Genomic DNA, 15,216 nt, shown 5'->3' with positions numbered 1-15,216 from the left:
TTACTTTGAGGAGGAAATAATATGGATAAGAAAAAATATATTGAAGAAGCAAATAAAATGTTAGAAAAAGCATATATTCCGTATTCAAAATTTCCTGTTGGTGCAGCGTTAGTTACGAAAGAAGGTAAAATCTATACTGGTTGTAATATAGAAAATGCTTCTTATGGCTTATGTAACTGCGCAGAAAGAACAGCGATCTTTAAAGCAGTATCAGAAGGTGAGCGCGACTTTAGTTACTTAGTTATTACAGGAGAAACGGACGGACCGATTTCACCATGTGGTGCTTGTAGACAAGTAATTGCTGAATTCTGTGAACCGAAAATGCCTGTATTATTAACGAATGTAAAAGGCGATGAAAAAGAAGTGACTGTTGAGCAGTTACTGCCTGGTGCTTTTACAAATGACGATTTAAAATAAGTTGAAAGCCATTTTGCAATTAGTAATTGCGGAATGGCTTTTTGTTTGAAAAAAAGAATGTAATATTTTGTTCATATTCCGTTCATAAACTTTGCGTAAAATGATTGCAGCGAACAGGGAAAGTTTACAACAGGAGGAATAAAATGAAGAAATTCTATAATGGTGCTTGTAGTTATTTATTAATTTATGATTTTGCTCAAAAAGTCATTTAAATAGATAGGAGTGGAAAGTATGATAGCACTTTTATCAAGTATTGTAGCAGTCTGTATGGCTGTTGGTGTCATGTTTCTTCGCTTTAAAGCAGCGAAAAAACCGGTAACGAAAAAGAAAATTATATTGCCCCCATTTTTTATGAGTACTGGTGCTATGATGTACTTCTTACCAGCGTTTCGGTTAACGTCATTAGAAATAGTAGAAGCAATTACTGTAGGACTTATTTTCTCTATATTCCTTATTAAAACAACGAAGTTTGAAATAAGAAATGAACAAATATATATGAAACCGTCAAAAGCATTTATATTTATTTTAGTTGGATTATTAGCAGTGCGAGTAGTAATGAAATCGTATTTAAGTCAATCGATTGACTTAGCAGAGTTAAGTGGAATGTTTTTCTTACTCGCATTTGCGATGATTGTGTCGTGGAGAATTGCGATGTATCGTTCGTATGCTAAATTAGAAAAAACAATAAAAAGAGCTGGAATTTCTATATAGGAAATCCAGCTCTTTTTATGTTTTATTGAAATTCTTTTGCGCGGAACTCATTTGCTTAATTTTAAACGTATTTGAGCATCTTGTAATGCAGCTGGTGTAACGTTAAGGCCATTTTGATCAACAATTTTTGTGTTTAATAAAATGGAATCTAAGCTTCCACGAAATGTTTGTGTATAGTTTTGACGCAACATTTGTTGTTCTTGTTTTTCATCAACTGTTAATCCAGATGCTTTTTCTTTTTTTGATAATTCGTTAATACGGAATAAAATGTTTTTCATTTGTTTCACCTCTAGTTTGATTTAATTATATTAGCTGCTTACTAATGTATAGTTATCATAACGTGTAATTTTAATTATGTCAACACCATCAAAAAAGGTTAAAAATTGACGAAAAATTGTAACAATAATAAAATGAATTGATTAGATAATTATTTTTTAATCATACATAGAACGCTAGGGGGATTATTATGAAATCAACATTTTTTGCTCAAAATAGAGAACGATTAGTAAACACATTACCAGATGAATCAATTACAATTTTATTTGCTGGACAAGCACCTCATATGTCAGCGGATGCACATTATAAGTTTGTGCCGAATCGGAATTTTTATTATGTAACAGGAATCGATGAACCAAATGCTATTTTTATGCTGAAAAAGTTTGGGAATAGTGTAGAAGAGACACTTTTCATTGAAAAATCAGATCCAGTAATGGAAAAATGGGTTGGGAAAACAGTTTCTAGCGAAGAGGCAGAGAAAATTTCAGGTATAAAGAAAGTTGTATCTTTAGATAGCTTTGAAAAGACGATGTCAAATATATTTTTTACAGAAAATGTGAAGCATCTATTTTTAGATTTAGAGCGTCGTGAGTGGAATGGTACAGAGACAAAAACATTAGCGTTTGCTAAACATGTAAGAGAACAATACCCCCACGTAACAATTGGTAATGTATATCCAAATATTTGTGAATTACGAGTGTTTAAAACAGAAGAAGAAATTGAAATTATGAAAGAAGCGATTGCTATAACGAAAGACGGTATTTACAATGTACTTAAGCATGCAAAAGCAAACATGATGGAATATGAATTAGAAGCCCAGTTTGATTTCACACTGAAATCTTCTGGTATTAAACATCATGCATTCAATACAATTTTGGCAAGTGGGAAAAATGCTACAGTTCTTCATTATGAAGATAATGATGCACAAATTCAAAATGGTGATTTAGTATTACTAGATTTAGGAGCTCAAAAAGACTACTATAACGCTGATATTAGTTATACATTCCCGGCAAATGGAACATTCTCTAGTCGCCAAAAACAAATTTATAATATTGTATTAAAAGCATTAAAAGAAACAACAGAGATTATTAAGCCAGGCTTAAAGTTCGCTGCATTAAATGAGCATGCTAAAAAAGTACTTGCAGAAGGGTGTAAAGCGGTTGGTTTAATTCAAGAAGATGAAGAGTTATCAAAATATTATTATCATGGTGTCAGCCATTTCCTTGGTTTAGATACGCATGATGTAGGGACATACAAAGATAGAGTATTAGAAGAAGGCATGGTTATTACAATTGAACCTGGTCTTTATATTGAAGAAGAATCGATTGGAATTCGTATTGAAGATGATATTCTTGTAACGAAAGACGGATACGAAAACTTGTCAAAAGATATCCTTAGAGAAGTTGAAGAGATTGAAGCGTTTATGAGAGAAAATAATGTACATGTAAAAAAAGATGAAGTTGTTACGAAATAATGATTGGGAAAGACGCTCAAGTTTGAGCGTCTTTTTATTTTGTTCATTTGAAACGGCGATATTTCCTCGAAAAGCATCTTCAATTTATAAAGTCAATTATATTCCAAATGTCAATGTATATGTTGATCATGCCCGGATGAAGATGGGGGAGTATGATCTGGGAATGTCACGAATACGACAACGATAATTACCACACTAATTGAAAGTAATAACAAAAAACGTCGTTGAATAAAAGTAGAAAAGGTTTCTGATAAAATTTGAAATATACATGACATAGTTATTGTTATCGTAAGTAAAAGGCTAATAAAGAGTATACTATGAGCTTGTTGAGCGTTTAACATTTCTGTAATCATTGCTCCCATCATACTTGCCATTAATCCAGAGAACATTCCTTCTAAAGCAGTGTACAGATGAAAACGTAGACCGATAAAAAAGCCGATAAATCCACTAATTAAAATAGCAAGCAAAGTAGAATATAGCAATTCTCCTTTAAATAGAATACCTAAATAAAAACCTATACTTAAACCGATACTCATACTAAAAGACATAATAAATACCATATACTCCATTAGGGTACCACTACGTTTCGAAATATATGATGTAATAATAATTGAGATACAGCAAAGCATTAAGGCAGTTAATGTATAAGCAAACATCATGATACCTCCCTGTCCTATCATTCACTTCATCATATGTTCATATAGAGAGTACTTATGCTTATTTATATCTGCATATTATCTGCACAATTTCATAAATGAAAGCAAGGTGGCGTTTGATTTTTTTACGTCTTTTTTTACGGGTGAACATGTGAAAGAAAGTGTTATATAATGAGTTTCTATTGTGAAGCAATAAAGAATAAGCGTATAATATTATAGTTATCCCATTACTCGGGACAACCCGCGAATGATAAATAAGATTGTTGTTTTATCATCGCTTCTAAACAGATAGACAATGAAAGTAACAGTGGAATACAGATAGGGAGTTATAAAATGAAATTAATTATTGCCGAGAAACCAGATCAAGGTTTGGCTCTTGTTTCACAGTTTAAATATCGCCGGAAAGATGGATATTTAGAAGTAGAAGCGAATGAGTTATTTCCAAATGGAGCGTACTGTACATGGGCAATTGGTCATTTGACGCAGTTATGTAATCCAGAACATTATCACGCAGAGTGGAAAAAATGGTCACTTGATACGTTACCGATGATTCCAGAGCGTTTTCAATTTGAAGTAACAAAGTCAAAGTATAAGCAGTTTAACATTGTGAAACAGCTGTTACATAATCCACAGGTAACAGAAATTATTCATGCGGGCGATGCTGGGCGTGAAGGGGAATTAATTGTACGAAACATTATTAATCTTTGTAACGTACAAAAGCCGATGAAGCGTCTTTGGATTTCCTCTTTAACGAAGCAAGCTATTTACCAAGGATTTAAAAATTTGCTTGACGAATCAGATACAATCAATACGTACTATGAGGCGTATACAAGGTCATGTGCGGATTGGGTTGTTGGTATGAATGCATCGCGTGTGTTTAGTATTTTGTTAAAGAAAAAAGGAATGAATGATGTATTTTCAGCTGGTCGTGTACAAACACCGACACTCGCGTTAATCGTAAAGCGTGAAAAGGAAATAGAAAACTTTAAGTCAGAGCCGTTCTGGGAAGTGTTCGCAACCTTTAATATAGAAGGAAAGAAGTATGAGGGGAAATGGGAGAAGGATAGTGAATCCCGCTTAAAAGACCCTGATATGGCGAATAAAATTGCAGCATTTTGCCAAGGTAAACCGGCAGTAGTGAAGGAAATGAAAACGGAGCGTAAAGAATTTCAGCCGCCGCTTTTATTTAACTTATCATCACTACAAGCAACGGCAAATAAAGCCTTTAAGTTTTCACCGAAAAAGACGCTTGATATAACGCAAGCACTATATCAAAAAGGGATTGTTTCTTATCCTCGTTCGGATTCCAACTATGTTACCCAAGGAGAGGCAGCGACGTTCCCTGATATTTTACAGAAGTTAAGTCAGTTTGATGAATATAAAGATTTATTACCAGCTCCGGTTGAATCGATTATGAACAATAAGCGTTATGTGAATGAAAAGAAAGTAACAGATCACTATGCCATTATTCCGACAGAGCAAGTTACAAATCCAAGTAGATTATCAGGTGATGAAAAGAAAATTTACGATATGATCGTAAGAAGGCTTATTGCAGCTCATTATGAAGTTGCAATCTTTGACTATACAACGATTGTAACGCTTGTAGATGAACGTGCTGAATTTATTTCAAAAGGAAAACAGCAAATTCAAGAAGGCTGGCGTAAAGTTATTTTCCAAGACGATAAAGATGACGAAACCATTCTTCCAATTGTAGCTGAAGGTGAAGAAGGAAAAGTTGTAAAGGTGAAAGTGAAAGAGGGAAAAACACAACCACCGAAGCGTTATACAGAAGGACAACTTATTACGTTAATGAAAACAGCTGGTAAGTATTTAGAGAATGAAGAGCTTGAGAAAGTATTAAAGAAAACAGAAGGTTTAGGTACAGAAGCGACCCGTGCAGGTATTATTACGATGCTAAAAGATCGTAAATATATAGATGTGAAGAAGAACCAAGTGTATGCGACCGATAAAGGGAAAGTATTAATTACCGCAATCGGTGACAAAATACTAGCTTCACCAGAAATGACAGCGAAATGGGAGCAGCGTCTTGCAGAAATTGGTGAAGGCACGGCTTCACCAGCTACATTTATGGAACAAACGAAAAAGTTATCAGCTAAAATTATTGAAGATGCAGTGGAAATGTCGGAGAAGTGGGATTTCACTGGATTACATGTTGAATCGATTGAACGAAAAGGATCGAAATTTACAACAGGTAAAAAGGTTGGTAGCTGTAAAAAATGCGATGGCGATGTGATTGATAAGTCAACGTTTTACGGTTGTTCTAACTACAATACAACGCAATGTGATTTTACTATCTCGAAGAAGATTTTAAGTAAAACAATTTCGCAAAAGAATATGACAAAACTCTTAAAAGGTGAAAAGACCGATTTAATTAAAGGTTTTAAAAAGGGCGAGAAAACATTTGATGCGAAGTTAGAGTGGAAAGATAATAAGATTAATTTTGTGTTTGAGAATTAGGTAGTTCCAACAAATAAAAAAATATGATAATTAAACTGTATCCTATAGAATAGACACTTAAAAAAGTCTATTCTATAGGATATTTTTTTGAATAAGTAGTACTATTTATTTTTTATTAAAAATAAAATATACAATAAAAAAATCTTTATAATTGATAATTTTTTATTGTAAAACAATAAATTGTGTATTAAAATCATTATCATAATAAATCAGTGAGATGCTTTTTATAGAAAGGTAACAAAGCTGTTTTTTATTAGAGGAGGTAAAACTATGAACGATCACAATTTGATTATTGAAAATATGGATAACCCTCATGAGTTGGAGAGAATGTATAGAAAAGACCCGAAAGCTTTTAAAAAGTCATTCTCACAAGCATGGGATGAAAACTCTGATTCTCAGGTGCTAGCTACCTGGTATGAAAGATTGCATTTCAAGGGAAAGACAAATGCAGAAAAAATATCACTGTTTCAAAAAGGTTTCTTATTCATGGGCATGTTAGCTATTCTAGCTGGGCTAAGCACTAGAATCATTTTCCACTTTGTAGAGCAGGAAGCAATTGCTCCAATTAACCTAGCTTTTGGTGTAATTCCCTTTATCGCTGCTTATTTTGTTTACAATAATACCCCGAAAAAAAGTATTATTTATTTCCTTGCAGCGTTGTTCCTAATTGCCGGGTTGTATCTTAATATGTTGCCATTAAATTATAAAGACAGCAGTATCCTTGCGTATTTACATCTTCCTATATTGTTATGGATCTTATTGGGACTTGCGTTTACAGGAAATGAATATTCAAAAGGTAGTACAAGATTAGCTTATATTAAATTTAATTTAGAATATGGTCTTCTCTACGCGAGCATGGCAGTGAGTGGAATGATACTAGCAGTATTCACCATGCGATTATTTAGCTTTGTTGACTTGGATATAGGAGAGTTCTATTTTAGTAATGTTGTTTTATTTGGAGCTGCCGCTCTCGCTGTAGTGGCTGCATACTTAGTATCATTGAATCTTAAACTTGCTAAAAATATTACACCATACATATCTAAAATTTTTAGTCCACTTGTCTTGATTACATTGTTTATCTATCTAATAACGGTAATTTGGGTCGGGAAAAATCCATTCTTGGATCGCAATTTTTTAATGGCCTTTAACGGAATACTCCTTGGTGTATTGGCGGTTACTATATTTTCTATCGTTGAGAGTGATTCAGATGAGAAAAAGAACATTTCAGACTATATAAATTTTGCCTTAATTGTTCTGGCGCTTATTATTGACACTGTCGCTTTATCAGCCATTGTATTTAGACTTTCTTCTTACGGGATTACACCTAATAGACTTGCTGTTTTAGGGGTAAACATACTGATCTGGGCAAATCTCATTTGGATTATGTTTTCCTATATGCGTTTCTTGCAAAACAAATCAGGACCGACAGCTATCCAAGATGCCGTTACGAAGTATTTACCAATTTACGGACTTTGGGCAGCTTTCGTTATATTTACGTTTCCTATCATTTTTAATTAGAAAGGTCTTGTTAACGTAACGACAAAATTGTTAAAAGAAGATGATAGATGTCATCTTCTTTTAACTGTATAGAAAAACATATTGAAATTATTTTGATGTAAAATATAATGAATTTAGATAATTAAATAAAAACTTCTTATTAAGAGAGGTGGAGGGACTGGCCCTTCGAAGCCTCAGCAACCTAATGTTAAATAAAGGTGCTAAATCCTGTAGGATCTAAAAGTCCCAATAGATAAGAATGCGGTTATAAGTAAACCTTCTTCTTATTTTGAAGAAGGTTTTTTCTCATTTAAATAGAGGTTTTGAAAGGTGGTGAGGAAGAATTAAAGAAAATATACAAGAGGAAAATGGAGGACGCAGTGAATAATGGAATTGAGGATTTAAAAGAGAATAGCACAAATATTTGGAGCAATAAAGTTTTTTTGTATTTTTTCTTAGCAAGTTGCATTTCTTTGATAGGCAATTCAATGGTTACGCTCGTTTTACCGTTATGGGTAATGAAATTAACGAATTCTCCATTACTTGTTTCTGGAGTAAACGTTGCAATTGCGACGGCGGCGATTTTATTTGCACCTGTAACAGGAACGTTAGCAGATCGAATGTCGAGAAGAAAGCTTATGATAATTGCGGATGTTATGAGATGTATCGTCATGATTTTAATTGCAGTTATAGCATTTTATAATAAAATGCTATACATTCCGTTACTAATTGTACTTATAATACGTTCAATTGGAAGTGCTTTATTTACTCCAGCTTCAAATGCAGCATTAGTGACATATGTGGAAGAAAAGCATGTTCAACAGGCGATTACACTGAGACAAATCTCAATACAAATCATATCGGTAGCCATTCCTTTAATGGCTAGCTTTTTAATTAGTCTTTTTAATTTTCATGGAGTATTTGTGTTAGATGCAATTACATTTTTTATATCATTTTTAATTTTAATGAAAATTAAATTTCCACGTGAATTAAAAGTAGGAAAGAAAAAGCCTTTTTACGAAGACTTTAAAGAGGGTTTCTCCATATTTAATAGTAATCAATCATTGAAAACATTGCTTATGAGCGCTGCGCTTATTAATTTACTTGGAGCGGCTTGTATGCTTTCGCTACAAGTAATAGTTGTTAGAGAAATGGACCTTTCTACGGGATGGTATAGTATAGTTTTTGCGGCATCACCGATAGGGATTTTAATAGGAGCATTTATTACGAAAAAGATTCGTACATATAAAACGATTACGACTGCTTTTATATGTACTGCTATTATGGGAATTTTTAATGCGGCAATGGGTACGACGTTAAATCCGATATTATTTTCAGTTTATTATTTCCTGTCAGGAATTGCATTTGGAGTAAGTAATGTATATTTTGGAGTGTTGTATAGAAAGTTAATTCCAAATGAAGTGCAAGGAAGATTTTTCGGTTTCTTAAATTCGTTATTACTAGTATCAACTCCGATAGGAATTGCAATAACGGGATATTCCCTAGAGTCAATTTCCGCGTCTATTATATTTATTATTATTGGGATTATTACGTTTGTAGTTTCGGTTATTTCATTTGTATTGATACATAAGAAATAAGTGTTGTATGAAATTTTTCAAAAATAAAAAACGTCCTATTACGGGACGTTTTTTATTATGCGTATTGTCGTTTTTTCTTAATAAGTAACAACACTTGTGAAACACAAGCAAGTACTGGTAGCTCAATCAACGGTCCAATAACGAGTGCAAGTGCAATAAGAGGCTCATTTGGAAAAGCTGTTACAGCAATAGCGAGTGCAACAGGTGAGTTTCTTGCTAACGTTGTTAAGTTTAGACTTACTGTATCTTTATAAGATAAACGCATAACGCGCCCGATAAATTGTCCTAGTACAAAATTAATAATGAAGAACAATAGAACAGGAATGAGTAATAATAAAACGACATTCATATTTTGTAGTAAATATTTACCTTGTGATGCAAACATTGCTACGATTGCTAAACTTAAAAATACAATTTGGGCAGAGCTGAAAAACGGAATGAGTGTATTCTCGAGCGTTTCAGCTTTTTTCAGTTTATTCATAATGAATTTTGTAGCGTGTGCAAGTAAAAATGGTAAGACGATTACGATAACAATACTTTCTACTAAAACAGAAACCGCTACAGTCTTCATAACACCAGCGAATAAAAATAAATAAATGGGAAGTAGTAGTACTTGCAAAATTAAATTTACTGGTAAAATCGCTGTAGAAAGTGCTACATTACCTTTTGCTATTTCAGTAAAGATTAAGTACCAATCTGTACATGGAGTAACCATTAGCATTATAAATCCAACCCAAAGTGCTGGGTGATCTGAAAGAAATAGTGATCCTAATCCCCAAGCGAGTAAAGGTGTCCATAAGAAGTTAATAGTAAGACTTGTTCCCGCAAATTTTAAATTGTGAAATCCGTTTTTTATTTCTTTTAATGGGATGCTGAGGAATAATCCATATAGCATGAAAAATAAGAAGGGAACAATAAATTTGTCTGAATACATATGTATAAAATTAAATTGTCCGAGTACGATGCCGCATGTAACAGCCAAAAGAATAATAAAAGTTTGAATCTTTTCTATAGTGCTCATGAATAAATCCTTTCTAAATATGAATTTTCCTCTCTAAATTTATTATACAAGTAATAAAGTCGTATTTGGTGTTCAATTGTATTTTAGTAAATATTTTTAATTTGAGATTTATTTTTTTATTAAAAGTTACTTGACTAAAGTAAGCGGCTATATTACAATCACTTACATAAGGTAATTAAATAACAAAAAGTTTTTTATCTTTACTTAAGGTATCAATTGGAACTTTTTATTAGAATAAGAATTTTTATGATGTTGAATAATGAATATGATAAGAAAGTTTAGGTGAAGAAAATGGGATTATTTAGCTCGTTATTTGGTAAAAAAGAAGAAAATACAAAAGTAGAGGGGAATAAAACAATGTCAAAAGTATTATTTGTAAAAGCAAACGATCGTCCAGCGGAGCAAGCAGTTAGTTCAAAAATGTATGAAACATTTGTAAGTACTTATAAAGAAGCAAATCCGAATACAGAAATTACAGAGTTAGATTTATTTGCATTAGATCTTCCTTATTACGGAAATATTGCTATTTCAGGTGGATACAAACGTAGCCAAGGTATGGAGTTAACAGCTGAAGAAGAGAAGGCAGTTGCTACAGTAGATCAATATTTAAATCAATTTTTAGAAGCTGATAAAGTTGTATTTGCGTTCCCATTATGGAACTTTACAGTACCAGCACCATTAATCACATATATTTCATACTTATCTCAAGCTGGAAAAACGTTTAAATATACAGCTAATGGCCCAGAAGGTTTAGCTGGTGGTAAAAAAGTAGTTGTGTTAGGTGCTCGTGGTTCAGATTACTCTTCAGAACAAATGGCTCCTATGGAAATGGCAGTTAATTATGTAACGAATGTACTTGGGTTCTGGGGAATTACAAATCCAGAGACTGTTGTAATTGAAGGGCACAATCAATATCCAGATCGTTCACAACAAATTGTTGAAGAAGGTTTAGAGAACGTTAAAAAAGTAGCGGCGAAATTTTAATTGATAATAAATGTAAAAAACCAACATGGATGACCATGTTGGTTTTTTAGTCTATATTTCATGTTAAAAAATGTATATTTATAAAATAAAAGAAAAGTTTGAAAATAGTATTGCAAAATATTATATAGCAAACTATAATGAGTTCAAGAATAGTTGATACTTAAATTAAATATTCAGAAAATTCAATTAGTTAAAATTGGAAAATGAGATAAGGAAATTTGAATGGGGGTTATATTATGGCGAATAAAGTACCGTTTTCGTTCATAGTTGTTATTGGATTAATGTTATTTGCACTATTTTTTGGAGCAGGAAATTTAATTTTTCCGGCAATGCTTGGTCAATCGGCAGGAGAAAATGTATGGATTGCAAACGCTGGATTTTTAGTAACAGGTGTAGGTTTACCATTACTAGGTGTACTAGCATTTGGTTTTTCGGGTAAAGATGATTTACAGTCATTAGCAAGTCGGGCTCACCCAGTGTTCGGGATTGTGTTTACAACAGTTTTATACTTAGCAATCGGTCCGTTATTTGCAATACCAAGAACAGGAAATGTTTCTTATGAAATTGGTCTTAAGCCGTTTATGCCAGAGGGAGTAGGTTCTACACCTTTAATTCTTTTCACAATTGTATTTTTTAGCATCACTTGTTTTTTTTCGCTAAATCCCGCGAAAATTGTCGATATTGTTGGAAAAATCTTAACACCAATTAAGTTAACTTTTATCGGTATATTAGTAATCGTTGCTTTTATACATCCGATTGGAGATATGCAAGCACCAGTGGAAGCTTATACATCACATGCATTCTTTAAAGGATTCCAAGAAGGATACTTAACAATGGACACACTTGCATCATTCGTATTTGGAATCATCATCATTAATGCAATTAAAGAAAAAGGTGCGAAAACGAAAACACAGATTATGATCGTTTGTGCAAAAGCGACAATCATTGCAGCATCTATTTTAGCAATTATCTATACAGCCCTTTCTTATATGGGTGCTTCAAGTGTTGCAAAGCTTGGACATTTAGAGAATGGTGGAGAAGTATTAGCGAAAGTTTCTAACTACTATTTCGGATCATATGGTGGAGTATTATTAGGATTAATGATTACAGTAGCGTGTTTAACAACTAGTGTGGGACTTGTGTCAGCATGTTCTTCATTCTTCCATAAGTTATTCCCAAATGTCCCTTACAAAGCAATTGCCATCACGCTATGTGTATTTAGTGCAATTGTTGCAAATGTAGGATTAACACAATTAATTGCAGTTTCTGTTCCAGTATTAACAGCAATTTATCCACTAGCAATCGTATTGATTTTCTTAACATTCTTCCATTCATTATTCAAAGGAAGAGCTGAAGTTTATCAAGTGAGCTTAATTGTAACATTTATTATCAGCTTATTCGATGGATTAAGTGCAGCTGGAGTTAACGTTGAAGTAGTAAGCCAAGTGTTCACTAAATTCCTTCCGATGCAGGAAGTGGGATTAGGCTGGATCTTCCCAGCGATTATCGGTGGATTTATCGGATATGGCATTAGCGTTTTAAAAGTAAAAAATCAAATTCAACCAGCAGCTAGTGCGAATAAGAAAATAGGTTAAATAAAAAAGTTATAGAACTTGTTTCTATAGCTTTTTTTGTTACTATTGATAATGAAAGAAAATAAAGTAGTAGGGGAAATAAAATGAAAAAAACAATTGATCATATCGGCATCGCAGTTCGAGATATAGATAGTACGATACGTTTTTATGAAAAAGTGTTGTCAGGAACTTTAATAGATCGTTACGTAAGTGAAGCGCCTGGTGTTGAAAGCGAAGTAGCCATTCTTGAAGTGGAGGGAGATAGAATTGAATTGCTTGCGCCGACGAATAATACGACGTCGCCAATTGCAAGATTCATCAAACAAAAAGGTAAAGGTGTACATCATGTTGCATATCGAGTAGATGATTTAGATGTAGCTTTAGAAGAGTTAAAGGAGCAAGGCATTCGAACGTTAGAGCATACACTTCGAATTAATAAACACGGCAGAAGATTAATTTATCTTAACCCAGCGGATACAGAAGGAACAATCATAGAGTATTGTGATTATCCGGAAGAGAAATAGAAGAAGGATATTTTTAAGAAGGTGTTACGTAATAACGTAATACCTTTTTTATTTATGCATTTCACACTTTCTTCACAAATGATTCACGATAACTTTTCCTCTTCAGGAACTTACATAAATATATTTTATGATATAATAACAATCGACTTTAAAAATGTAAGTTGTATCTATGAAGGTAGTTACTATTTTATTGAAAGTTTAGAGGTGAGAGAGAAATAAATAGTTATACTGTATAGAAGATTATATTTAATCAGGTTAATATTTCGTCCGAGAATCCAACTCGGGAAGTAAAAATAATGAAAATATAGCGATGAGGAAGAAAGAAGTGAAATGAGTGTGAAAGTAATGAAAAGGTTAGGGACATTGTTATTCATTGTATGTGTGCTTATCATATTGATACCGAAAAGTGCATCTGCTCATGCATACGTTGTGAAATCAAACCCTACTGAAAATGAAACATTGAAGAAAGCACCGTCTGTTGTGAAAATCGAGTTCGATGAGGACATACAAATCTCAAGTTTTAATACATTGTACGTGAGAGATACATCAGGTAAAAGGGTCGATTTAAAAGATGCTTATATTGATAAAAAAAATAAAAAGCTATTAGAAGCTGGATTGAAAGAGAATCTTAAAAATGGTCTCTACTCTATTCAGTGGAAAGTGATTTCAGCTGATGGACATCCAATTCAAGGAGTTATTCCATTCCGTATTGGATTAGCGGAAGCTGGAGCAGATGATATACAAGTAGAAGAGATGGGATATGTTCCGCAAATTGATATGATCATGGAACGTGGAATTTTATATATAAGTTTCTCACTATTTATAGGAGTGCTATTCTTTAATCTTATTATGTATAAAGGGAATGCAACCTCGGTTCGATCAAGGAGTAAGAACATAATATGGATTTCCTTATTAGGGATATTTATTAGCTTGTTATTCAATCTACCACTGCAAGCGAAAATAAATGCTGATGTTTCATGGCTAGAAGCATTCAATCCTTTACTATTAAAAGAAACGTTACAGCTTTCTGTTTTTAGTTATGTTTGGATTACTCAAATGGCTCTAATTAGTTCGCTTATAATCGTTACGTATTTTGCGATGAGGCGTGAGAAGCTATCGTCTTTTAAAGTATGGAGTATTCCAATAGTGTTGTTTATTGGGATACTTGTTATGAAAGCATGTAATAGTCACGCATATGGTTTAAAGTTTAAAGATATTGCTGTTGTTATGGATTTTTTACATTTATTCGCAGCTTCATTATGGATTGGTGGTTTATCGTCCATTATTCTTCTGTTACGTAAAGAGGATAACAAATGGAATATGTATTGGGATATGATTAAGCGTTTTTCACCGTGGGCAACATGCGCTGTCATTGTGATTTTCATAACAGGTCTTTTTAACAGTACATTTTTTATTCCAACAATCCACTCGTTATTTGATACGAAGTATGGATTAGCTTTACTAGCAAAGATACTTTTATTCGTTTTCATGGGGATATTGGGAATTATTCATTATGTGAAAGGGAAAATGAGAGCGGAGCAAGGATTAGGTGCTACGGTGAAAGTAGAGTTTATCATTGGAATTATCATTTTCGTAATCGTAGCTTTTATGACAAACGTACAAACACCACCGATGCCTCCTACTGGACCTTTTACAGAGAGTAAACAATTAGATAATGGATATGAAATGACGCTAAATGTAAGTCCTAATAGAGTAGGACAAAATATATTCCATATTACTTTAAAGGATGAGAACGGACAACCTGTTACTAATATGGAACAAATCATATTAACGACTCAATCGTTAGATATGAATATGGGAAAAGGATCATTTAAAGTTTCGGCAGTTTCACCGGGAGAATATGAAGCAGAAGGTATGTATATTAACATGACAGGCAACTGGAATATACAAGTACATGGATTAACGAAATCGCTTGATAGCTTTGATACGGATTATAAATTTATTGTAGGTGGCAGATAAAGTGAAACTTTAAGCAGCCCTCATCA

At 33.1% G+C, this 15,216-nt stretch carries 13 protein-coding genes and 1 riboswitch; of the genes, 10 read left to right on the top strand and 3 right to left on the bottom strand.

The genetic code is table 11. The annotated features are described in order from the left end of the window. Nucleotides 1-21 precede the first annotated feature (21 nt). Together FH036_RS07395 and FH036_RS07390 are read left to right on the top strand one after the other, a co-directional pair. Nucleotides 22-417, top strand: a complete 396-nt coding sequence (locus FH036_RS07395) for a cytidine deaminase (RefSeq protein WP_113741821.1) — start codon at nucleotides 22-24, stop codon at nucleotides 415-417. Between the two features lie 231 nt (nucleotides 418-648). Then, nucleotides 649-1,128, top strand: coding sequence for a CcdC family protein (locus FH036_RS07390; RefSeq protein WP_071724322.1), 480 nt, complete (start codon nucleotides 649-651; stop codon nucleotides 1,126-1,128). 47 nt (nucleotides 1,129-1,175) lie between these two features. Here FH036_RS07390 and FH036_RS07385 read toward each other — a convergent pair whose 3' ends face one another. Continuing rightward, complete coding sequence (locus tag FH036_RS07385) at nucleotides 1,176-1,406, bottom strand: DUF896 domain-containing protein (RefSeq protein ID WP_098096872.1); 231 nt, start codon at nucleotides 1,404-1,406, stop codon at nucleotides 1,176-1,178. Between the two features lie 188 nt (nucleotides 1,407-1,594). On the opposite strand from FH036_RS07385, the gene FH036_RS07380 reads away from it, so the two are divergent. Then, nucleotides 1,595-2,878: an aminopeptidase P family protein gene (locus tag FH036_RS07380; protein WP_000842986.1), complete on the top strand. Its 1,284-nt coding sequence runs from the start codon at nucleotides 1,595-1,597 to the stop codon at nucleotides 2,876-2,878. Nucleotides 2,879-2,988: 110 nt separating this feature from the next. Here the strand turns inward: FH036_RS07380 and FH036_RS07375 are convergent, their stop codons facing one another. After that, nucleotides 2,989-3,534 carry a hypothetical protein gene (locus tag FH036_RS07375; protein WP_097851901.1) on the bottom strand — a complete coding sequence of 182 codons (546 nt, stop codon included), beginning with the start codon at nucleotides 3,532-3,534 and terminating at the stop codon, nucleotides 2,989-2,991. A gap of 333 nt (nucleotides 3,535-3,867) precedes the next feature. On the opposite strand from FH036_RS07375, the gene topB reads away from it, so the two are divergent. The 3 genes from topB (at nucleotide 3,868) to FH036_RS07360 (ending at nucleotide 9,107) form a co-directional block, all read left to right on the top strand. Beyond that, nucleotides 3,868-6,012, top strand: coding sequence for a DNA topoisomerase III (topB, locus tag FH036_RS07370; RefSeq protein WP_000766732.1), 2,145 nt, complete (start codon nucleotides 3,868-3,870; stop codon nucleotides 6,010-6,012). A gap of 270 nt (nucleotides 6,013-6,282) precedes the next feature. Next, nucleotides 6,283-7,530: a DUF4153 domain-containing protein gene (locus FH036_RS07365; RefSeq protein WP_139895583.1), complete on the top strand. Its 1,248-nt coding sequence runs from the start codon at nucleotides 6,283-6,285 to the stop codon at nucleotides 7,528-7,530. 133 nt (nucleotides 7,531-7,663) lie between these two features. Further along, a riboswitch (SAM riboswitch) is annotated at nucleotides 7,664-7,769 on the top strand. A 108-nt stretch (nucleotides 7,770-7,877) separates the two neighbouring features. Further along, nucleotides 7,878-9,107, top strand: coding sequence for an MFS transporter (locus FH036_RS07360; RefSeq protein ID WP_139895582.1), 1,230 nt, complete (start codon nucleotides 7,878-7,880; stop codon nucleotides 9,105-9,107). Between the two features lie 55 nt (nucleotides 9,108-9,162). Here FH036_RS07360 and FH036_RS07355 read toward each other — a convergent pair whose 3' ends face one another. Further along, nucleotides 9,163-10,128 carry an arsenic resistance protein gene (locus FH036_RS07355; RefSeq protein ID WP_113711568.1) on the bottom strand — a complete coding sequence of 322 codons (966 nt, stop codon included), beginning with the start codon at nucleotides 10,126-10,128 and terminating at the stop codon, nucleotides 9,163-9,165. A gap of 291 nt (nucleotides 10,129-10,419) precedes the next feature. On the opposite strand from FH036_RS07355, the gene FH036_RS07350 reads away from it, so the two are divergent. The 4 genes from FH036_RS07350 to FH036_RS07330 all read left to right on the top strand — a co-directional run bounded on the left by FH036_RS07350 (nucleotide 10,420) and on the right by FH036_RS07330 (nucleotide 15,190). Further along, complete coding sequence (locus FH036_RS07350; protein ID WP_139895581.1) at nucleotides 10,420-11,112, top strand: FMN-dependent NADH-azoreductase; 693 nt, start codon at nucleotides 10,420-10,422, stop codon at nucleotides 11,110-11,112. 236 nt (nucleotides 11,113-11,348) lie between these two features. After that, complete coding sequence (brnQ, locus tag FH036_RS07345; RefSeq protein ID WP_044790422.1) at nucleotides 11,349-12,707, top strand: branched-chain amino acid transport system II carrier protein; 1,359 nt, start codon at nucleotides 11,349-11,351, stop codon at nucleotides 12,705-12,707. A gap of 83 nt (nucleotides 12,708-12,790) precedes the next feature. Beyond that, nucleotides 12,791-13,210 carry a VOC family protein gene (locus tag FH036_RS07340; protein WP_000750843.1) on the top strand — a complete coding sequence of 140 codons (420 nt, stop codon included), beginning with the start codon at nucleotides 12,791-12,793 and terminating at the stop codon, nucleotides 13,208-13,210. 330 nt (nucleotides 13,211-13,540) lie between these two features. Next, a complete protein-coding gene (locus FH036_RS07330; protein ID WP_139895580.1) occupies nucleotides 13,541-15,190 on the top strand; it encodes a copper resistance CopC/CopD family protein in 1,650 nt (549 codons plus the stop codon). Nucleotides 15,191-15,216: the final 26 nt, after the last annotated feature.

Source organism: Bacillus sp. CD3-5 (genome assembly GCF_006349665.1).
GTDB lineage: Bacteria > Bacillota > Bacilli > Bacillales > Bacillaceae_G > Bacillus_A > Bacillus_A paranthracis.
This window is presented reverse-complemented; position numbering and strand designations above follow the sequence as displayed.